Raw genomic sequence first — 15,738 nt, forward strand, 5'->3', positions numbered from 1 at the left:
ACAGGTAAGGAGCCGTGGGTGAGCGCACCGAAGGAGCCGGGGCACCCGGGCAATGGTCCGGCCAAGAGGGAGACGCCGGGCGCGGCGCCCCCCTGGCAGCGTGCCGGCCAGGCCCGCCCATCGGGGCCGAATCAGCCGGGCCACTCCCCAGGGGTGGACGAGCGGCTTCGCCGCTTCGTGTCCGGCGGCGACGCACCGAGCGCCCCGGCTGGGCAGCCCCCCGCCCCGGCGCCGGCCAAACCCGCCACCGCCCCGGCGCCGGCCAAACCCGCCACCGCCCCGGCCGCTCCGGTCGCCGCACCAGCGGCGGCGCCGGCTTCACCGCCGGCACCCGCGCCGAAGCCGGCCGCTGAGGACGCCTACGGTAGCGAGCTGCCGGACCTGTCCGAGTCGGCCAAGCGGCGAGCTCCGGTCCGGCGGCCGCAGGTGACGGCCGGGCCACGCGGGCCGGTGCGAGCCACCATGCAGATCCGCCGGATCGATCCGTGGAGCGCGCTGAAGGTCTCGCTGCTGCTCTCGACGGCGCTGTTCTTCGTCTGGATGATCGCCGTCGCCGTGCTTTACGTGATGCTGGGCGCGATGGGCGTGTGGAGCAAATTGAACAGCAACGTCGGTGACCTGCTGACGAATAACAGTGCCGCAGAACTGGTTTCAGGCAGCTCAATCTTCGGTGCGGCCGCCCTGATAGGTCTGGTCAACATCGTGGTGCTGACCGCGATGGCCACGCTGGGGGTGGTGATCTACAACCTGAGCACCGACGTCGTCGGCGGTGTCGAGGTGACGCTGGCGGACCTGGACTGACCGGGTGGTCGTCCCAGCGCGTTTTGGGTGCATTTTGGTCGGGGGGCGGCCGGTGCGGTAATCTCGCTCGGTCGTAGATGACTAAGGGCCTATAGCTCAGGCGGTTAGAGCGCTTCGCTGATAACGAAGAGGTCGGAGGTTCGAGTCCTCCTAGGCCCACGAGTCCCACCAGGGGCCTTAGCTCAGTTGGTAGAGCGCTGCCTTTGCAAGGCAGATGTCAGGAGTTCGAATCTCCTAGGCTCCACAAGTTAGTTCGGCGGCCGGCTATGACGGCGTCTCACCCCTACAAGGCCCCTAAATCTTGGGCTGCGCGTCCACGCTCGGTGGGCGCGGTGAGGTCTCCTCGGATTGACTCGACCGGCGGATCAGCACCGCGGCGACTCCACCCACCGTTACCGCCGCGACGACGGCACCCGCGATGACCCAACCCCGGTGCAGACGGCGGCGTGACGGCGGTTCCTCGAGCAGCTCGGGCAGACCGGCGAGCGCCTCTTCGGCGGCGGCCAGGGTCCCGGAGGCGGCTTCGGCCAGCTGGCGCGCCAGCCGGCTCTCGCGGTAGCGCCGGCGCAGTTCGGCGGCGCCGGCGTACACCTGCGCCGCGCCCCGATACACCGCTGCCCCACCGAGACCGGCCGCGCCGCGCGCCACGTCCACCGGCCCCGCCGCGGAGTACGCCAGCCCTCGGGTCAGGCGTTCCCGGTGGGTCAGAGGTGCATCGGTGGCCAGCGGCATGGCTGCAACGCTACCCGTGACGCAGCCCACCGCGACGTGTTTGGCACACTGTCATCCCATGACCACCAGCTCAATCGCCACCGCAACCGCAACCCTGCACACCAACCGCGGCGACATCAAGATCGCGCTGTTCGGCAACCACGCCCCCAAGACCGTCGGCAACTTCGTCGGTCTGGCGCAGGGCACCAAGGACTATTCGACCGCTAACGCCTCCGGCGGCTCATCGGGCCCGTTCTACGACGGCGCGGTGTTCCACCGGGTGATCAGCGGCTTCATGATCCAGGGTGGTGACCCGACCGGCACCGGCCGCGGTGGCCCCGGCTACAAGTTCGAGGACGAGTTCCACCCCGAGCTGGTGTTCGACAAGCCCTACCTGTTGGCGATGGCCAACGCCGGCCCCGGCACCAACGGTTCGCAGTTCTTCGTCACCGTCGGTGCGACTCCGCACCTGAACCGCAAGCACACCATCTTCGGTGAGGTTGTGGACCCGGACTCGCAGCGCGTCGTCGACGCCATCGCGACCACCTCCACCGACCGCGGCGACCGGCCGACCGAGCCGGTCGTGATCGAGTCGATCACGATCTCCTAGAACCCGCCGGGTTCATGCGGCGGTCCCAGTTTCGCCTCTCCTACGTCGAGGCTCGCTGAACCGCCGGGCTCAGCGGCCGGTGTAGCCGGCCGCTGCCAACGTGTCGAACACCTCGCGTGGATCGGCGCCCAGATCCCATCGCGACAGGATCACCAGGGCGTCGTCGCTGGTCTCGATCTCCAGCAGCCGATGGGTGCGGCCGATGCGTTGGAAGTCGGTGACCCGGACCCGCGCTAGCGCGTCCCGGGTCAGCAGCCGGGTCCGCCACCAGCCCCGCACGGCCAGGCCGTCGGGTGTCAGGGCGAGCTTCGGCCGGGCTCGCCACGAGAAGCTGGCAAACACCAGCAAGCCGACCCCGGCAAGGCCTGCCACCAGCGTGCTGGCCCCATCTGTGGCGAGCGTCACAGCGACCACAGCTAACACGGCGCCGCCGATCGCGCAACCGATGATGCCACCTGTGGGCGGCGACCACTGTTGTTGCGCGGACGAGTTCTCAGGCAATTCGACCTGCGACTTCGGGGTTATCTACAGGCGTTGTCCACAATGGGGATGAATCACATCGATGTGATTGAGCAATCGCTTGGTTCGTCAGCTGGCATCGTGGACAGAGCGACATAACCGAAATCCGGGCCCGCGACGGCTCAGCGCCAGCGCATGGTGAGCAACAGGCCGCTGATCATGAAGGCAAACGCGATGGCGTAGTTCCACGGACCCAGCTCGCTCATCCAAGTCAGCGCCGCGGGGGTGTCCAGGCCGGTGGCTGCCAGCTGGTACACCATCAACCACATCAGCCCGAAGAGCATCAGGCCCAGGAACAGGGCGATGAACCAGGTGCTCGACGGCCCACCCTTGACCTTGACCGGGGTACGGCTCACCGACGACGGGGTGAAGCTGGTCTTCTTGCGAACCTTCGACTTGGGCATCGGTACCTCGGGACAGTGCGGCAGTGAAGCTGCGAGGATGGGTCGGGTACGAGATTAACCCAGCCGGGTGCGCACAGGAGAATTGGAGAGCCGATGGAGCACGACCGGCGCCGCCCCTCCCCCTGGCGGTTCGGCGTCCCGCTGGTGTGTCTGCTGGCCGGCCTGCTGCTGGCCGCCACGCACACGGTGTCCGGCGGCCGGGAGATCCGCCGCGGCGACGCGCCCCGCCTGGTCGACCTGGTCCGCTCCACCCAGGCCAGCGTGGAGGACCTCACCACCAGGCGCGACACCCTGGCAGCCGCCGTCGACGCGGTGCACGGCCGCGGCGCCGGCAGGGCGCTGCAGGCGATGCGCCAGCGCACCGATCAGCTCGCCGACGCGGCCGGCCTGGCGGCCATGCACGGGCCCGGCCTGGTGGTGACGCTGACCGACGCCCAACGCGACGCCAACGGCCGGTTCCCGCGGGACGCCTCCCCCGATGACCTGGTGGTGCACCAGCAGGACATCTCCGCGGTGCTCAACGCGGTGTGGAGCGCCGGCGCCGAAGCCGTCCAGATGCAGGACCAGCGGATCACCGCGTCGTCGGCGCCGCGCTGTGTGGGCAACACCCTGCTGCTGGGCGGGCGCACCTACAGCCCTCCGTATATCGTCACCGCGATCGGCGACCCGGAGGCCATGCAGGCCGCGCTGGCCGCCGCCCCGCTGGTCACGCTGTACAAGCAGTACGTGATCCGGTTCGGCCTGGGTTACAGCGAGCAGGCCGGCACCGATCTGCAGGTCACCGAGACGCCGGGTCCGGCCAAGATGCGCTACGCCGTCCCGGCCGGCCCGGTCGACTACTGACCGCCGGCGGTAGCCTGTCAGACGTGCGGATCCTGGTCGTCGACAACTACGACAGCTTTGTGTTCAACCTGGTGCAGTACCTGGGCCAGTTGGGTGTCAAGGCGGATGTCTGGCGCAACGACGACGAGCGGCTGGCCGACCCGGCCGCGGCCGTGGCGGACTTCGACGGGGTGCTGCTGAGCCCGGGGCCCGGAACCCCGGAACGCGCCGGCGCGTCGATCGCCCTGGTCGGCGCGTGCGCGGCCGCGCGGATCCCGGTGCTGGGCGTGTGCCTGGGCCACCAGGCCATCGGCGTCGCATTCGGCGGCACCGTGGGCCGGGCGCCGGAGCTGCTGCATGGCAAGACCAGCACCGTCTTCCACACCGACGCCGGGGTGCTCAAGGGCCTGCCGGATCCGTTCACCGCCACCCGGTACCACTCGCTGACGATCCTTCCCGAGACCATGCCCGCCGAGCTGCAGGTCACCGCGCGCACCCGCGGCGGGGTGATCATGGGCGTGCAGCACACCGAGCTGCCGATTCACGGGGTGCAGTTCCACCCGGAGTCCATCCTCACCGAGGGCGGCCACCGAATGCTGGCCAACTGGCTGGGCTACTGCGGCCAACCCTGCGACGACGCCCTGGTGCGCCGGCTCGAAGAGGAGATCGCGGCCACCGTGCAGTCCGCCCGGGAAGCGGCCCCGACTCACTGACCGAAGCGCAGGGTGATGTTGCCGTCGGTGTTGACGCCCTGGCCGGCCGCCGGGGTCTGATAGAGCACCCGGTTGTGCCCCGAGCCGCCGGCGTCGACGTCGGCGCCTTTGACCAGCACCCCGGTCCAGCCCAGTGCCCGCAGCGCCGGCTCGGCGTCGGCCCAGAACATTCCGCTCAGATCCGGCATCACGAATTGGTTGCCCCGTGACACCCGCAGCTCGATCACTCCGTCGACCGGCGCGGTCTCCCCGGACGGCGGGCTGGTGGCGATCACCTCGCCGGCCGGTCGTGGGCTGTCGGCCGTCACCTCGGTGATCTTGGTGAAGCCGTAGACGGTCAGGTTCTTACTCGCGAGCTCAAACGTCTGACCGGTGACGTCGGGCACCTGCTTGGTGGCCGGGCCGGTGCCGATCGTGATCACGATCTCGTTGGTGATCGCGGTGGTCTGGTTAGCCGGCGGATTGGTGCCGAGCACCTTGTCCTTCAGCTCGGGACTCGACGGTGCATCGACCTGCTTGAACTTGCCGAACCCGGCGGCGGTCAGTTTCTTGACCGCGTCGGCGTAGCTCAGGGCCGCGACGTCGGGCAGTTGGCGCTGCTCGGGCCCGTAGGACACGTTGACGGTGATCTTGTCGCCCTTGTTCGCCGGGGAGCCGGCCGGCGGTTCGGTGCTGATCACGTGGTCCGGTGGGACCTCGGAGTCGGCGCGCTGCTCGGTGCGGGTCTTGAAACCCTTGTTCTGCAGTTCGGCGATCGCGTCGAACGACGCACGCCCGTGCACGTCGGGAATCTGAATCTGGTGGGTGCGGCCACCGAAGTTGTTGATCGACACCGTCACCATCACGGTCAGCACGGCCAGCACGATCGCGGCGATCAGCCACCGGCCCACCGAACCCGGGCGTTCCGGGGTGAAGTCCAGTTGCTGGCGCGGCAGCGGATCGGTCTGCTGACCGCTGCCGTCGCGCGCCATCAGGCTGACGCGGTCGGCCTCGGTGAGCACCCGGGGTGCCTCCGGCCGCTCCCCGTTGTGCACCCGCACCAGATCGGCACGCATCTCTGCGGCGGTCTGATAGCGGTTGTCCGGGTTCTTCGTCAGCGCCTTGAGCACCACGGCGTCCAGATCGGCAGGCAGGTCCGGGCGGCGCTGCGACGGCGGCACCGGGTCTTCGCGGACGTGCTGATAGGCCACCGCCACCGGGGAGTCGCCCACGAAAGGTGGGTCACCGGTGAGGATTTCATAGAGCACGCAACCCAGCGAGTACACATCGGAGCGGGCGTCGACGGTGTCGCCGCGGGCCTGCTCCGGCGACAGGTACTGGGCGGTGCCGATCACCGCCGCGGTCTGGGTGACGCTGTTGCCGGCGTCGGCGACGGCGCGGGCGATGCCGAAGTCCATCACCTTCACCGCGTTGGTCTGGTCGATCATGATGTTGGCCGGCTTGACGTCGCGGTGCACGATGCCGTGCTGGTGGCTGAAGTTCAGCGCCTGGCACGCGTCGGCGATCACCTCGATGGCGCGGGTGGGCGACATCGGGCCGTCGTTGTGCACGATGTCGCGCAGCGTCTCGCCCTCGACGAGCTCCATCACGATGTAGGGCAGCGGACCGGCCGCGGTCTCGGCTTCGCCGGTGTCATAGACCGCGACGATCGCCGGGTGGTTGAGCGCGGCCGCGTTCTGCGCCTCGCGCCGGAACCTCAGGTAGAAGCTGGGATCGCGGGCCAGGTCGGCGCGCAGCACCTTGACGGCCACTTCGCGGTGCAACCGGGTGTCGAGGGCCCGATGCACCTCGGACATGCCGCCGAAGCCGATGATCTCGCCGAGCTCGTAGCGGTCGGAGAGGCGCTGCGGGGTGGTCACGGTGACGTCCCGGTCCGGGTCCAGCCGGTGGGGTGTGCCGGGGTGCTGTCCGGGTGCGACTCGGAGCTCGGCGGAGAGACCTTCTCGATGACGGTCTGTTCCGTGCCCGAGGTCCCGGGCTGGTTCTTGTTGAACGCCACCAGCATCACCGCGATGATGATCGCCAGCGTGCCCAGCACGCCGGCCGCCCACAGCAACGCGCGCTGACCGGCGGTGAAGGTGCGCCGCGGCTCCGGCGGGCGGTGGCTGCCGGTGGCCGGCCGGGCGCGCCGCGCCGCGGTCTGCCGTGCTGACACCGGCGCCACCGCGCGGGTCACCTGACCCGACGGGATCGACGACGGTGCGGCTCGTCCGGCCGGAAGGGCCTGGCCGGGCCGGGTGGGACGGCGGCCGGAGCGCACCGCGGCGACTGCGTCGGCGAACGGGCCGCCGCTGCGGTACCGGGAGCCCGGGTTCTTGGCCAGGGTGATCTCGATGAGCTCACGCACGTTGGGCGGCAACTCCGCCGGCAGGGGCGGAGGCGGCTCCTTGATGTGCTTCATCGCCACGGTCAGCGCCCCGTCACCGGTGAACGGGCGGCGCCCGGACAGCACCTCGTAGCCCACCACGCCCAGCGAGTACACGTCGCTGGCGGCAGTGGCGTCCTGGCCCAGGGCCTGCTCCGGGGCGATGTACTGGGCGGTGCCCATCACCATGCCGGTCTGGGTGACCGGGGCGGCGTCGACGGCCTTGGCGATACCGAAGTCGGTGATCTTCACCTGGCCGGTGGGCGTGATCATGATGTTGCCCGGTTTGACGTCGCGGTGCACCAGCCCGGTGCTGTGTGCCACCTGCAGGGCGCGGCCGGTCTGCTCCAGCATGTCCAGGGCGTGCCGCAGCGACAGTCGCCCGGTGCGTTTGAGGACCGAGTTCAACGGCTCACCGTTGACCAGCTCCATCACCAGGAACGCGGTGCGGCCCTCGCCGTCGAGCTCGGTCTCGCCGTAGTCGTGCACGCTGGCGATGCCCGGGTGGTTGAGCATGGCGGTGTTGCGTGCCTCGGCGCGGAACCGCTCGATGAACTCGGGGTCGGAGGAGAACTCGGGCTTGAGCACCTTGACCGCGACACGGCGGCCCAGCCGGTTGTCGACGGCTTCCCACACCTGGCCCATGCCGCCGGTGGCGATCAACCGCTGCAAGCGGTACCGCCCGGCGAGCGCCGCCCCGACCTGCGGACTCATGATCGCCCCTGTAGTGCTGCTTCGATGACGGCCCGGCCGATCGGGGCCGCCAGGGCGCCGCCGGTCGCCGACAGGCGGTCGCCGCCGTCTTCGACCACGACGGCAACGGCCACCTTGGGGGCGCTGGCCGGGGCGAAGGCGATGTACCACGCGTGCGGCGGCGTGTGCCGCGGATCGGGACCGTGTTCGGCGGTACCGGTCTTCGACGCGATCTGTACGCCCGGGATGGCCCCCTCCTGCTGGGTCACTCTTTCGGCGTCGATCATCAGTTCAGTCAGCTTAGCCGCGACCTGCGAGGACACCGCACGGCGCTGTTCGCGCGGCTGGGTGGTCGCGATCCCGGCCAGATCCGGTCCTTCCAGCCCGTCGACCAGGTAGGGCGCCATGGTCAGGCCGCCGTTGGCGATGGTCGCGGCGATGACGGCGTTCTTCAAAGGCGTGACCGCCACGTCCTTCTGGCCGATGCTGGTCATGCCCAGTGCCGCGGCGTCGCGGATCGGGCCGATCGTCGACTCGGCCGCCTGCAGCGGGATCGGCTCGGGGGGCAGGTCCAGACCGAAGCCGGCGGCGGTGGAGCGCAGCGCGTCGGCCCCGGTGCGGATACCCAACTGGACGAAGGCGGTGTTGCAGGACCGGGCGAAGGCCACCTTCAGCGGAACGGTCGCCTCGTGGCCGTCGCAGGTGTTGCCGCCGTAGTTCTCCAGCGTGACGCTGGAGTCGGGCAGCCCGATGCGCGCGGCGTTGGTCAGGGTCTCGTTCTCGCTGATGCCGGCCTGCAACGCCGCCGCGGTGGTGATCACCTTGAACGTCGAGCCGGGCGGGTAGGTCTCGTTGAGGGCGCGGTTGGTCAACGGCGATTCCGGGTTGTCCCGCAGCTGCTGCCAGGCCTTGCCCTGCGCGGCGGAATCGTGCGAGGACAACTCGTTGGGGTCATAGGACGGTGCCGACACCATGGCCAAGACCTTGCCGGTGGACGGTTCCAGGGCCACCACCGCACCGCGGCAGCCGCCCGAGCAGCCGTTGCGCATGGCCTCCCAGCCGGCCTGCTGTACCCGGGGGCGGATGGTGGTCTCCACGTTGCCGCCGCGGGGGCTGCGGCCGGTGAAGAAGTCGGCCAGCCGCAGCCCGAACAGCCGCGAGTCGGAGCCGTTGAGCACGCTGTCCTCGGCGCGCTCCAGGCCGCTGCTGGAGTAGCGCAGCGAGTAGAACCCGGTGATCGGGGCATAGACGGCCGGGTCGGCGTAGATGCGCTGGTATTTGATCCGGTCGTCGGTGGCCACCGAGTAGGCCAGCAGTTGGCCCGCGGCGGTGATCTGTCCGCGCTGGCGGGAGTATTCGTCGAGCAGCACGCGCTGGTTGCGCGGGTCGGCGCGCAGGCCGTCGGCGGCGAACACCTGGGTCAGGGTGGCGTTGCCCAACAGCAGCACGATCAACGCCATCAGCGTCATCGCGACGCGGCGCAGGGAGGTATTCATATGCGCTCGATCACCGCCGTGCCGGCATCGCCGATCGAGGTAGCGCGCTGCTGCGGCTGGGTGCTCAGCGGTCGGCGAGCGGCGTGCGAGACGCGCAGCACGATCGCCAGCAGCACGTAGTTGGCCAGCAGTGAGGACCCGCCGTAGGACAGCCACGGGGTGGTCAGCCCGGTCAGCGGGATCAGTTTCGTGACGCCGCCGACCACGATGAACAACTGGATGCCCAGGGTGGCGGCCAGACCGGCGGCCAGCAGCTTGCCGAAGCTGTCGCGCACGGCGATCGCGGTGCGCATGCCCCGCACGATCACGATCGTGTACAGGATCAGCACCCCGGCCAGACCGACCAGGCCCAGCTCCTCGCCGAACGCGGCGATGATGAAGTCCGTCGACACCGCGGGCACGTAGCCGGGCTGTCCGTTGCCCAGGCCGGTGCCGAAGATGCCGCCGGTGGCGAAGCTGAACAGTGACTGCACCATCTGGTAGCCGATGCCCTCGGGGTCGGCGAACGGGTCCAGCCAGGTCTGCACCCGCACCCGGACGTGGCTGAACATGAAGTACGCCGCGGTGCTGCCGGCGGCGAACAGCAGCATGCCGATCACCATCCAGCTGAACCGGCGGGTGGCCAGGTACACCACCACCAGAAACGAGGTGTAGAGCAGCAGCGAGGTGCCGAGATCCTTCTCGAAGGCCATCACCGCCACCGCGATGACCCAGGCCGCGAGCAGCGGGACCAGGTCCCGCGGGCGGGGCAGGTTCATGCCGAGTACGTGCTTGCCGGCGCTGGTGAACACGCCACGCTTGGCCACCAGCACCGCGGCGAAGAAGATCAGCAACAGAATCTTGGAGAACTCGGCGGGCTGAATCGAGAAGCCCGGCAGGCGAATCCAGATCTTGGCGCCCTGCTGTTCGGACATCGACGCGGGCAGCAGACCGGGGATCACCAGCAATACCAGGCCCACCAGACCGCACAGGTAGCCGCTGCCGGCGAGCTGGCGGTGATCTTTGAGCAGTTCCAGGACCGCGGCGAACACCAGCACGCCGACCAGCGTCCACAGCATCTGGGCGCCCGCACCCGGGCGTGAGTCGGCGCCGTCTACTCCGACCCCGAGGTCGATGCGGTGGATCATCACCAGCCCGAGTCCGTTGAGCAGCGCGACCACCGGCAGCAGCAGCGGGTCGGCGTAGCGGGCGCAGCGCCGGATCACCAGGTGGGCGAAAGTGAACAGAACCAGAAACGCGGTCCCGTAGCCGACCAGGTCCCAGCGCAGGCCCTGCTCGTGTCCGGCCTCGACGATCGAGATCGCCACGGCGACGATCATGGTCGCGAAGCACAGCAGCAGCAGTTCGGCGTTGCGCCGATCCGGCAGCACCGGGATCAGCGACACCGGCGGCTGCGGTTCTGTGGTCATGAGGCCGCCCGACAGTCGGTCCCCGGTTCTGGCGGGGCCGGCGGCAGGTTCGTCAGCGTGGGCAGGTGTGGTGTGGGCGCGGTGTCGCCGCCGGTCTTCGGCGTGGCCGGCTTGGCCGGGCACGGCGGCAGCAGTGAGTCGCGGGCCAGGTTGCGCAGTTGGGTGATCGCGTCGTCGAGGGTCCCGGCGGGCAGGCCGTTGCTGACCTGTTGGCGGGCGGGTGGGCGCAGATCCTGCAGGGTCATCAGCCGGCAGCCCAATTTGTCGCCGGACTGGCTGAAGCTGATCTGCACCAGCGCCCCGCGGCTGTCCAGACACCCCAGCAGGTAAGGCTCCTGCAGTGGCATACCCAGGACGGCCCCCTGCACGCCGCGCATGATCGCCACGGTGCCGCCGTAGGCCGTCACGTAGTAGTTGGTGCGGATGATCACCCGCCCGATCAGCAGCCCGGCGAACAGCAACGCCACCAGCAGCGCCGCCACCGTGACCATCCGCCGCCGGGACCGGGGTGGCCGGTCCGGGGTCTCGATCTGCGGCAGCACTCGCTTGACGACGGCTTTGCGCGGTGAGATCGCCGAGGCGCGGCCGGCGGCCGTGTTGAGGGAGACGACGTGCTCGTCGGCGTTGTCGGAGACCGCGCCGGCCAGGATCGGCTGGGTCTGGCCGTAGTCGACGTCGACGACGTCGGCGACCACCACCGTCACGTTGTCGGGGCCGCCGCCGCGCAGCGCCAACTCGATCAGCCGCAGCGCGCAGTCGTTGACGTCGGGGATCTCCAGCGCCTCGTGGATGGTCTCGGTGCTCACCGGGTCGCTCAATCCGTCGGAGCACAGCAGGTAGCGGTCCCCGGCCTGCGCCTCACGCATGATCAGCGTCGGCTCCACCTCGTGGCCGGTCAGTGCCCGCATGATCAGCGAGCGCTGAGGATGGCTGTGGGCCTCCTCCAGGGTGATCCGGCCCTCATCGACCAGGGTCTGAACGAAGGTGTCGTCCTTGGTGATCTGGGTGAGCTCGCCGTCGCGCAGCAGGTAGCCGCGCGAGTCGCCGATGTGGGCCAGCCCGAGCCGCGGAGCGGCGAACAGGATGGTGGTCAGCGTGGTGCCCATGCCTTCGAGTTCCGGATGGTCCTCGACGTAGGCGGCGATAGCTGAGTTACCTTCTTGCACAGCCGATTCCAGCTTGGCCAGTAGGTCGCCGCCGGGCTCGTCGTCGTCCAGGTGGGCGAGCGCGGCGATCACCAGCTGCGACGCCACTTCACCGGCAGCGTGCCCGCCCATGCCGTCGGCCAGGGCCAGCAGCCGGGCCCCGGCGTAGACCGAGTCCTCATTGTTGGAGCGCACCAGTCCGCGGTCGCTGCGGGCGGCGTAGCGCAGGACCAGGCTCACCGGCGGAGCTCGATCGCGGTCTTGCCGATTCGAATCGGCGTTCCGACGGGAACTCGGACGGCAGTAGTCACCTTCACCCTGTCAAGGTAGGTGCCGTTGGTCGATCCGAGGTCTTCGACATACCATTCCGTTCCCCGTTGGGACAGTCGCGCGTGCCGGGTGGAGGCGTAGTCGTCGGTGAGCACCAGGGTGGAGTCGTCGGCGCGCCCGACCAGAACAGGCTGGTCGCTCAGCGCGATCCGGGCCCCGGTGAGCGGCCCCTCGGTGACCACCAGGTGGCGCGCGGTGCTGCGCTGCTCGCGCGACGGCAGCAGAACACCGCGGATCGACAGGCCGCGGCGAACCATCACCGCGCCGGTCGGGGCGTAGATGTCGGTGCGCAGGATGCGCAGCACCGACCAGATGAACAGCCACAGCAACGTCAAAAAACCGGCGCGCGTCAGCTGCAGCACGAGTCCCTGCATCCGGCGTCCTCTCCGTCTTCGCGCCGACCATGTGGTGCTCACGCGGAGCACTTCGGCAAAGTCACGATACTTGGACGCGGCTGACCGTAGGGAAAAGCGGGAGGGCCCCGCATGCTCTGGGCCTTCTTCCGGCTTATCCGGGCCGCGTGACGTGTGCCGGAAGCTAGTGGACCCGGACGATGATCTCGGAGTGACCCAGGCGGATCACGTCGCCGTCGGCCAGCTGCCACTCCTGCACCGGGGCGTTGTTCACCGTGGTGCCGTTGGTGGAGTTCAGATCGGACAGCAGCGCCACCCGGCCGTCCCAGCGGATCTCCAGGTGCCGGCGCGAGACCCCGGTGTCGGGCAGCCGGAACTGAGCGTCCTGGCCGCGGCCGACCACGTTGGCGCCTTCGTGCAGCTGGTAGGTGCGGCCGCTGCCGTCGTCGAGCTGCAGGGTGACCGACGCCGGAGCCGAGTAGGCGCGCTGCCCGTAGTCCTGGCCGTAGCCGCCCTGGGGTTCGCCGTAGCCGCCGGGGGCGGGCTGCCCGTAGTCCTGGCCGTAGCCGCCCTGGGGTTCGCCGTAGCCACTGGGGGCCTGTTGGCCGTAGTCCTGGCCGTAGTCGTAGCCGGGCGCGGCGGCCGGGGCCTGCTGGCCGTAGTCATAGCCGGGCTGGCCTGCGGGCTGGGAGTAGTCCTGCCGGCCGTAGGACGGGGCGCCCTGGTCGGGGTAGGACTGCCGCTGCTCGTCGGGGTAGGAGTAGTCGTTGCCGTAGCCGGGCTGACTGCCGGGGTACCCCTGCTGCTGCTGCGGGTAGCCCTGGGGCGCCTGGGGAGCTGCCTGGGGTGCGCCGTAGCCGCCCCGGTCCGGGTAGGAGGGGCGCGGGTCATAGCCCTGAGGAGCGCCCTGAGGCGGGCCCTGGGGTGCGCCGTAGCCGCCCTGGCCGCCGTGGCCGCTGGGGTAGCCCTGGTCGTAGCCGCCCTGGTCGTAGCCGCCCTGACGCGGCGGGGCGTACCCGCCCTGACCACCCGGAGCCTGCTGGTAGGGGTCGGGCTCGGGGGCGTAGTGGCCGCCTCGGGCGTCGTCGCCCGGCCGGCCGTAGCGCGGGTCGTAATAGTCGTCGCCCGGACGGTCCTGACCGTGGGCGCCGCGGTAGCTCGGGTTATCGGTCATCGGTGACACTCCTGATTCTGCGACAGACGCATGCTCTGATAGGGGCGGGCGGGGTTCATTGACCGTCTGGCTGGGGCGGGCATCCGGATTGACAGCGCCTCGGGTGCGCACCTGACCGGTACGCAGACTCGGCGACTGCTCGAACCGGACAACCACATCACCATACGTTTGCCACCCCTGTTCGCCGATGTGTCCGGCCAAATGCCGGGCGAAGGCCTTCGACGTCAGTTCCTGGTCGGCGCCCACATTGTCGTAGTCGTCCACACCGAGGGTAATGACGTATTCGTTGGGTGCCAAAAGCTGATTGCCGGCCAACGCGCGGACTCCGGCGGCGGCTTCACGGCGCAGCGCAGCCTCGATGTCCTCGGGGACCACTTCCCCTCCGAACACCTTGGCCATCGCATCCTCCACGGCGGATTCGAGCTTGCGCTCGATGCGCTGAACCAGCCCATGCTGGCTGTCCATCTGCAGTTCGCCTCACTTGCCGTCATCGACTCACCCGGTCAGGGGACGCCGCCGCGGCGTGTCGCCCGGCTGCATCCGCCCTGCACATGGTATCGACCCGGTAAGCCAGGGCGGCACCCTAAAACGGCGGAGAATCGGATAAGACCAGGTCACGAAGGGGTCACGGTGAGCGGTACGTGGCCAGCACCACGGTGGGTGGTCGTGCTCCAACCGCTGGGAAGGGGACCCGCGCGGCCGTGATAGGCTCCCCCGGTCGCTCGGGCGAGTGGCGGAATGGCAGACGCGCTGGCTTCAGGTGCCAGTGTCCTTCGGGACGTGGGGGTTCAAGTCCCCCTTCGCCCACAATGTGATGAGTCGGGTCATGGGTTACACATGAGTCGCGTCATCGGTTACGGATTGCCTCGGCTTTTGCCGGGGGTTTTCTGTTTGTTGGGCCAGTAGTTGTGGTCGGGGTCGATGTGGTGGTTGGCGACCTGCCCGCCGTGGCGGCCCACGACGACGCCCGACTGATCGGCCAGCCACGCTTGCAGGTCGGACTGGGCGGCGTGCTGATCGGCCTGAAGCTGCCGGCCCTGTGGTGACCGCCAGAACTCGTCCATGTGGTCGAAAAGCTCCTGTAGCGTCTCTGCTGGTCGCCACCGCCGGTCCTCGGGCGCGTTCTCCATGTCGTCGGGCATCAGCCAGTCACTTCGGCGGCGGGTCGAGCAGGGCGCGGGCGTCTTTGATCAGCAGCAGCAGGTGCAGCGGGTCGGTCGGGGAGGGCTCGAAATCGAAGTGCGCGTAGAACGCGCGCGCCTGCTCGTGCAGCGCGTGAACCAGCAGTGCCCGCACCCCGATGATCTCCGCGGCGGCCACCGCGCGGGTGATCGCGTCGCGCAGTAGTGCAGCGCCCAGCCCCTGGCCTTGTTCCTTGCGGTCGATCGCCAGCCGTGACAGCAGGATCACGGGAACCGGGTCGGGCATATTGCGCCGTACCCGCCCTGGAGTTCCGGCGCGCTCCACCACCGCTGAGGCCAACGCGTAGAACCCGACGACGCGGCCGCCCCGGCACGTCACGAAGCACCGGGAGGCACCCTCGACGTGGTTGGCCAGTGCGCGTCCCCGCAGGTACTCATCCAGGGTTGGTTCGCCGCTGTCGAAGTCGGCGACCACATCGTGTTCGCTGATCGGCCGGGGCGCGCTGTAGTTGCTCACTCGTCGAAGATCGAGGACTCCGCGAACAACTTCTCCAGCCGCGGCTTCTGCGACACCGGGCGGTCCAGCACCGCCACGAACTCCGACCAGGCCGACGCATCAAGCATGAACAGCCGCCGATCGGCGAGCACCGCGCGGGCATGAGCCAGCGTCGCAGTCACCGCGAAGTTGGTCAGATCGGTCCCCTCCACTTCGGCGGCACGACGAATCAGCGCGTCCTGCTCAGCAGTCAGGCGCACCGCGAACCGCTCCGTCTTCGTAGCCATGCCGTCCATTGTGTGCCTATCAGGCACACAATGCAACAGGGTTTTGATCATGCCCCTGACCAGGCTCGATGCACTTCATACCTGTTAAAACACGCTCTGACTCACGGAAAGGGTTACCGGGGCCAGTCGGGTCGCGGGGCGTGGGCCGTCACGAACACCTCGGCATCCTGACCGGACAGGTGCAGTTGACGGTGGAGCTGGCGGTCGTAGTCGGGGTGATCTGGCCACGCTTGCCGGCGTGGAAGAGGTCGTCGGTCACCGTGACCCT

Annotated in this window: 16 protein-coding genes, 3 tRNA genes and 1 pseudogene; 7 read left to right on the forward strand and 13 right to left on the reverse strand. The window is 69.4% G+C overall.

Annotated elements, in window-relative coordinates:
* The first annotated feature begins 18 nt into the window (after positions 1-18).
* The 3 genes from K6T84_RS15280 (at position 19) to K6T84_RS15290 (ending at position 1,045) form a co-directional block, all read left to right on the forward strand.
* Entirely contained in the window at positions 19-801 is a 783-nt protein-coding gene (locus tag K6T84_RS15280; protein ID WP_225401040.1) for a DUF3566 domain-containing protein, read from the forward strand.
* Between the two features lie 85 nt (positions 802-886).
* A tRNA-Ile gene (locus K6T84_RS15285) sits at positions 887-960 on the forward strand.
* A 12-nt stretch (positions 961-972) separates the two neighbouring features.
* Positions 973-1,045 (forward strand) — tRNA-Ala (locus tag K6T84_RS15290).
* A 50-nt stretch (positions 1,046-1,095) separates the two neighbouring features.
* Here K6T84_RS15290 and cwsA read toward each other — a convergent pair.
* A complete protein-coding gene (gene cwsA, locus K6T84_RS15295; RefSeq protein WP_224863770.1) occupies positions 1,096-1,533 on the reverse strand; it encodes a cell wall synthesis protein CwsA in 438 nt (145 codons plus the stop codon).
* Positions 1,534-1,591: 58 nt separating this feature from the next.
* Between cwsA and K6T84_RS15300 the strand changes: the two genes are divergently transcribed.
* Complete coding sequence (locus K6T84_RS15300; RefSeq protein WP_224863771.1) at positions 1,592-2,122, forward strand: peptidylprolyl isomerase; 531 nt, start codon at positions 1,592-1,594, stop codon at positions 2,120-2,122.
* Between the two features lie 69 nt (positions 2,123-2,191).
* Here the strand turns inward: K6T84_RS15300 and K6T84_RS15305 are convergent, their stop codons facing one another.
* Both K6T84_RS15305 and crgA read right to left on the reverse strand, forming a co-directional pair.
* Positions 2,192-2,623, reverse strand: coding sequence for a PH domain-containing protein (locus tag K6T84_RS15305; protein WP_225401041.1), 432 nt, complete (start codon positions 2,621-2,623; stop codon positions 2,192-2,194).
* 140 nt (positions 2,624-2,763) lie between these two features.
* Positions 2,764-3,045, reverse strand: coding sequence for a cell division protein CrgA (gene crgA / locus K6T84_RS15310; protein WP_224863773.1), 282 nt, complete (start codon positions 3,043-3,045; stop codon positions 2,764-2,766).
* 93 nt (positions 3,046-3,138) lie between these two features.
* Here crgA and K6T84_RS15315 point away from each other — a divergent pair, with 93 nt between their 5' ends.
* Both K6T84_RS15315 and K6T84_RS15320 read left to right on the forward strand, forming a co-directional pair.
* Positions 3,139-3,888, forward strand: coding sequence for a DUF881 domain-containing protein (locus K6T84_RS15315; RefSeq protein WP_224863774.1), 750 nt, complete (start codon positions 3,139-3,141; stop codon positions 3,886-3,888).
* Positions 3,889-3,911: 23 nt separating this feature from the next.
* Positions 3,912-4,580 (forward strand): aminodeoxychorismate/anthranilate synthase component II, encoded by a 669-nt coding sequence (locus K6T84_RS15320; protein ID WP_224863775.1) that lies wholly within the window; start codon positions 3,912-3,914, stop codon positions 4,578-4,580.
* Here the strand turns inward: K6T84_RS15320 and pknB are convergent.
* From pknB to K6T84_RS15355, 7 genes are all read right to left on the reverse strand, one after another.
* Positions 4,574-6,439, reverse strand: coding sequence for a Stk1 family PASTA domain-containing Ser/Thr kinase (gene pknB, locus K6T84_RS15325; RefSeq protein WP_225401042.1), 1,866 nt, complete (start codon positions 6,437-6,439; stop codon positions 4,574-4,576). The genes K6T84_RS15320 and pknB overlap by 7 nt on opposite strands.
* Entirely contained in the window at positions 6,436-7,659 is a 1,224-nt protein-coding gene (locus K6T84_RS15330; RefSeq protein ID WP_329786705.1) for a serine/threonine-protein kinase, read from the reverse strand. The genes pknB and K6T84_RS15330 overlap by 4 nt, the downstream gene beginning before the upstream one ends.
* Positions 7,656-9,134: a D,D-transpeptidase PbpA gene (gene pbpA / locus K6T84_RS15335; protein WP_225401043.1), complete on the reverse strand. Its 1,479-nt coding sequence runs from the start codon at positions 9,132-9,134 to the stop codon at positions 7,656-7,658. Before pbpA ends, K6T84_RS15330 begins: the two co-directional genes overlap by 4 nt.
* Positions 9,131-10,543 carry a peptidoglycan glycosyltransferase RodA gene (gene rodA / locus K6T84_RS15340; RefSeq protein ID WP_225401044.1) on the reverse strand — a complete coding sequence of 471 codons (1,413 nt, stop codon included), beginning with the start codon at positions 10,541-10,543 and terminating at the stop codon, positions 9,131-9,133. Before rodA ends, pbpA begins: the two co-directional genes overlap by 4 nt.
* Positions 10,540-11,928, reverse strand: a complete 1,389-nt coding sequence (locus tag K6T84_RS15345; protein ID WP_225401045.1) for a PP2C family protein-serine/threonine phosphatase — start codon at positions 11,926-11,928, stop codon at positions 10,540-10,542. The genes rodA and K6T84_RS15345 overlap by 4 nt, the downstream gene beginning before the upstream one ends.
* Positions 11,925-12,392: an FHA domain-containing protein FhaB/FipA gene (locus K6T84_RS15350; protein WP_224863780.1), complete on the reverse strand. Its 468-nt coding sequence runs from the start codon at positions 12,390-12,392 to the stop codon at positions 11,925-11,927. Before K6T84_RS15350 ends, K6T84_RS15345 begins: the two co-directional genes overlap by 4 nt.
* A gap of 163 nt (positions 12,393-12,555) precedes the next feature.
* A complete protein-coding gene (locus K6T84_RS15355; protein WP_225401046.1) occupies positions 12,556-14,010 on the reverse strand; it encodes an FhaA domain-containing protein in 1,455 nt (484 codons plus the stop codon).
* Between the two features lie 259 nt (positions 14,011-14,269).
* On the opposite strand from K6T84_RS15355, the gene K6T84_RS15360 reads away from it, so the two are divergent.
* Positions 14,270-14,352, forward strand: a tRNA-Leu gene (locus tag K6T84_RS15360).
* A 47-nt stretch (positions 14,353-14,399) separates the two neighbouring features.
* On the opposite strand, the gene K6T84_RS15365 is transcribed toward K6T84_RS15360, so the two are convergent.
* The 3 genes and pseudogenes from K6T84_RS15365 to K6T84_RS15375 all read right to left on the reverse strand — a co-directional run.
* Complete coding sequence (locus K6T84_RS15365; RefSeq protein WP_225401047.1) at positions 14,400-14,687, reverse strand: hypothetical protein; 288 nt, start codon at positions 14,685-14,687, stop codon at positions 14,400-14,402.
* 7 nt (positions 14,688-14,694) lie between these two features.
* Positions 14,695-15,204 (reverse strand): GNAT family N-acetyltransferase, encoded by a 510-nt coding sequence (locus K6T84_RS15370; RefSeq protein ID WP_224863783.1) that lies wholly within the window; start codon positions 15,202-15,204, stop codon positions 14,695-14,697.
* A pseudogene (locus K6T84_RS15375) lies at positions 15,201-15,506 on the reverse strand (type II toxin-antitoxin system TacA family antitoxin); the annotation flags it as partial. The pseudogene K6T84_RS15375 and the gene K6T84_RS15370, both read right to left, overlap by 4 nt.
* Between the last annotated feature and the right edge of the window lie 232 nt (positions 15,507-15,738).

The organism is Mycobacterium zoologicum (genome assembly GCF_020181635.2).
GTDB lineage: Bacteria > Actinomycetota > Actinomycetes > Mycobacteriales > Mycobacteriaceae > Mycobacterium > Mycobacterium zoologicum.

Coding starts and splice junctions, on each gene's coding strand:
- cwsA (WP_224863770.1), bottom strand. CDS start 1,533: ATGCCGCTGGCCACCGATGCACCTCTGACCCACCGGGAACGCCTGACC.
- K6T84_RS15300 (WP_224863771.1), top strand. CDS start 1,592: ATGACCACCAGCTCAATCGCCACCGCAACCGCAACCCTGCACACCAAC.
- crgA (WP_224863773.1), bottom strand. CDS start 3,045: ATGCCCAAGTCGAAGGTTCGCAAGAAGACCAGCTTCACCCCGTCGTCG.
- K6T84_RS15315 (WP_224863774.1), top strand. CDS start 3,139: ATGGAGCACGACCGGCGCCGCCCCTCCCCCTGGCGGTTCGGCGTCCCG.
- K6T84_RS15330 (WP_329786705.1), bottom strand. CDS start 7,659: ATGAGTCCGCAGGTCGGGGCGGCGCTCGCCGGGCGGTACCGCTTGCAG.
- pbpA (WP_225401043.1), bottom strand. CDS start 9,134: ATGAATACCTCCCTGCGCCGCGTCGCGATGACGCTGATGGCGTTGATC.
- rodA (WP_225401044.1), bottom strand. CDS start 10,543: ATGACCACAGAACCGCAGCCGCCGGTGTCGCTGATCCCGGTGCTGCCG.
- K6T84_RS15350 (WP_224863780.1), bottom strand. CDS start 12,392: ATGCAGGGACTCGTGCTGCAGCTGACGCGCGCCGGTTTTTTGACGTTG.
- K6T84_RS15355 (WP_225401046.1), bottom strand. CDS start 14,010: ATGGACAGCCAGCATGGGCTGGTTCAGCGCATCGAGCGCAAGCTCGAA.
- K6T84_RS15365 (WP_225401047.1), bottom strand. CDS start 14,687: ATGCCCGACGACATGGAGAACGCGCCCGAGGACCGGCGGTGGCGACCA.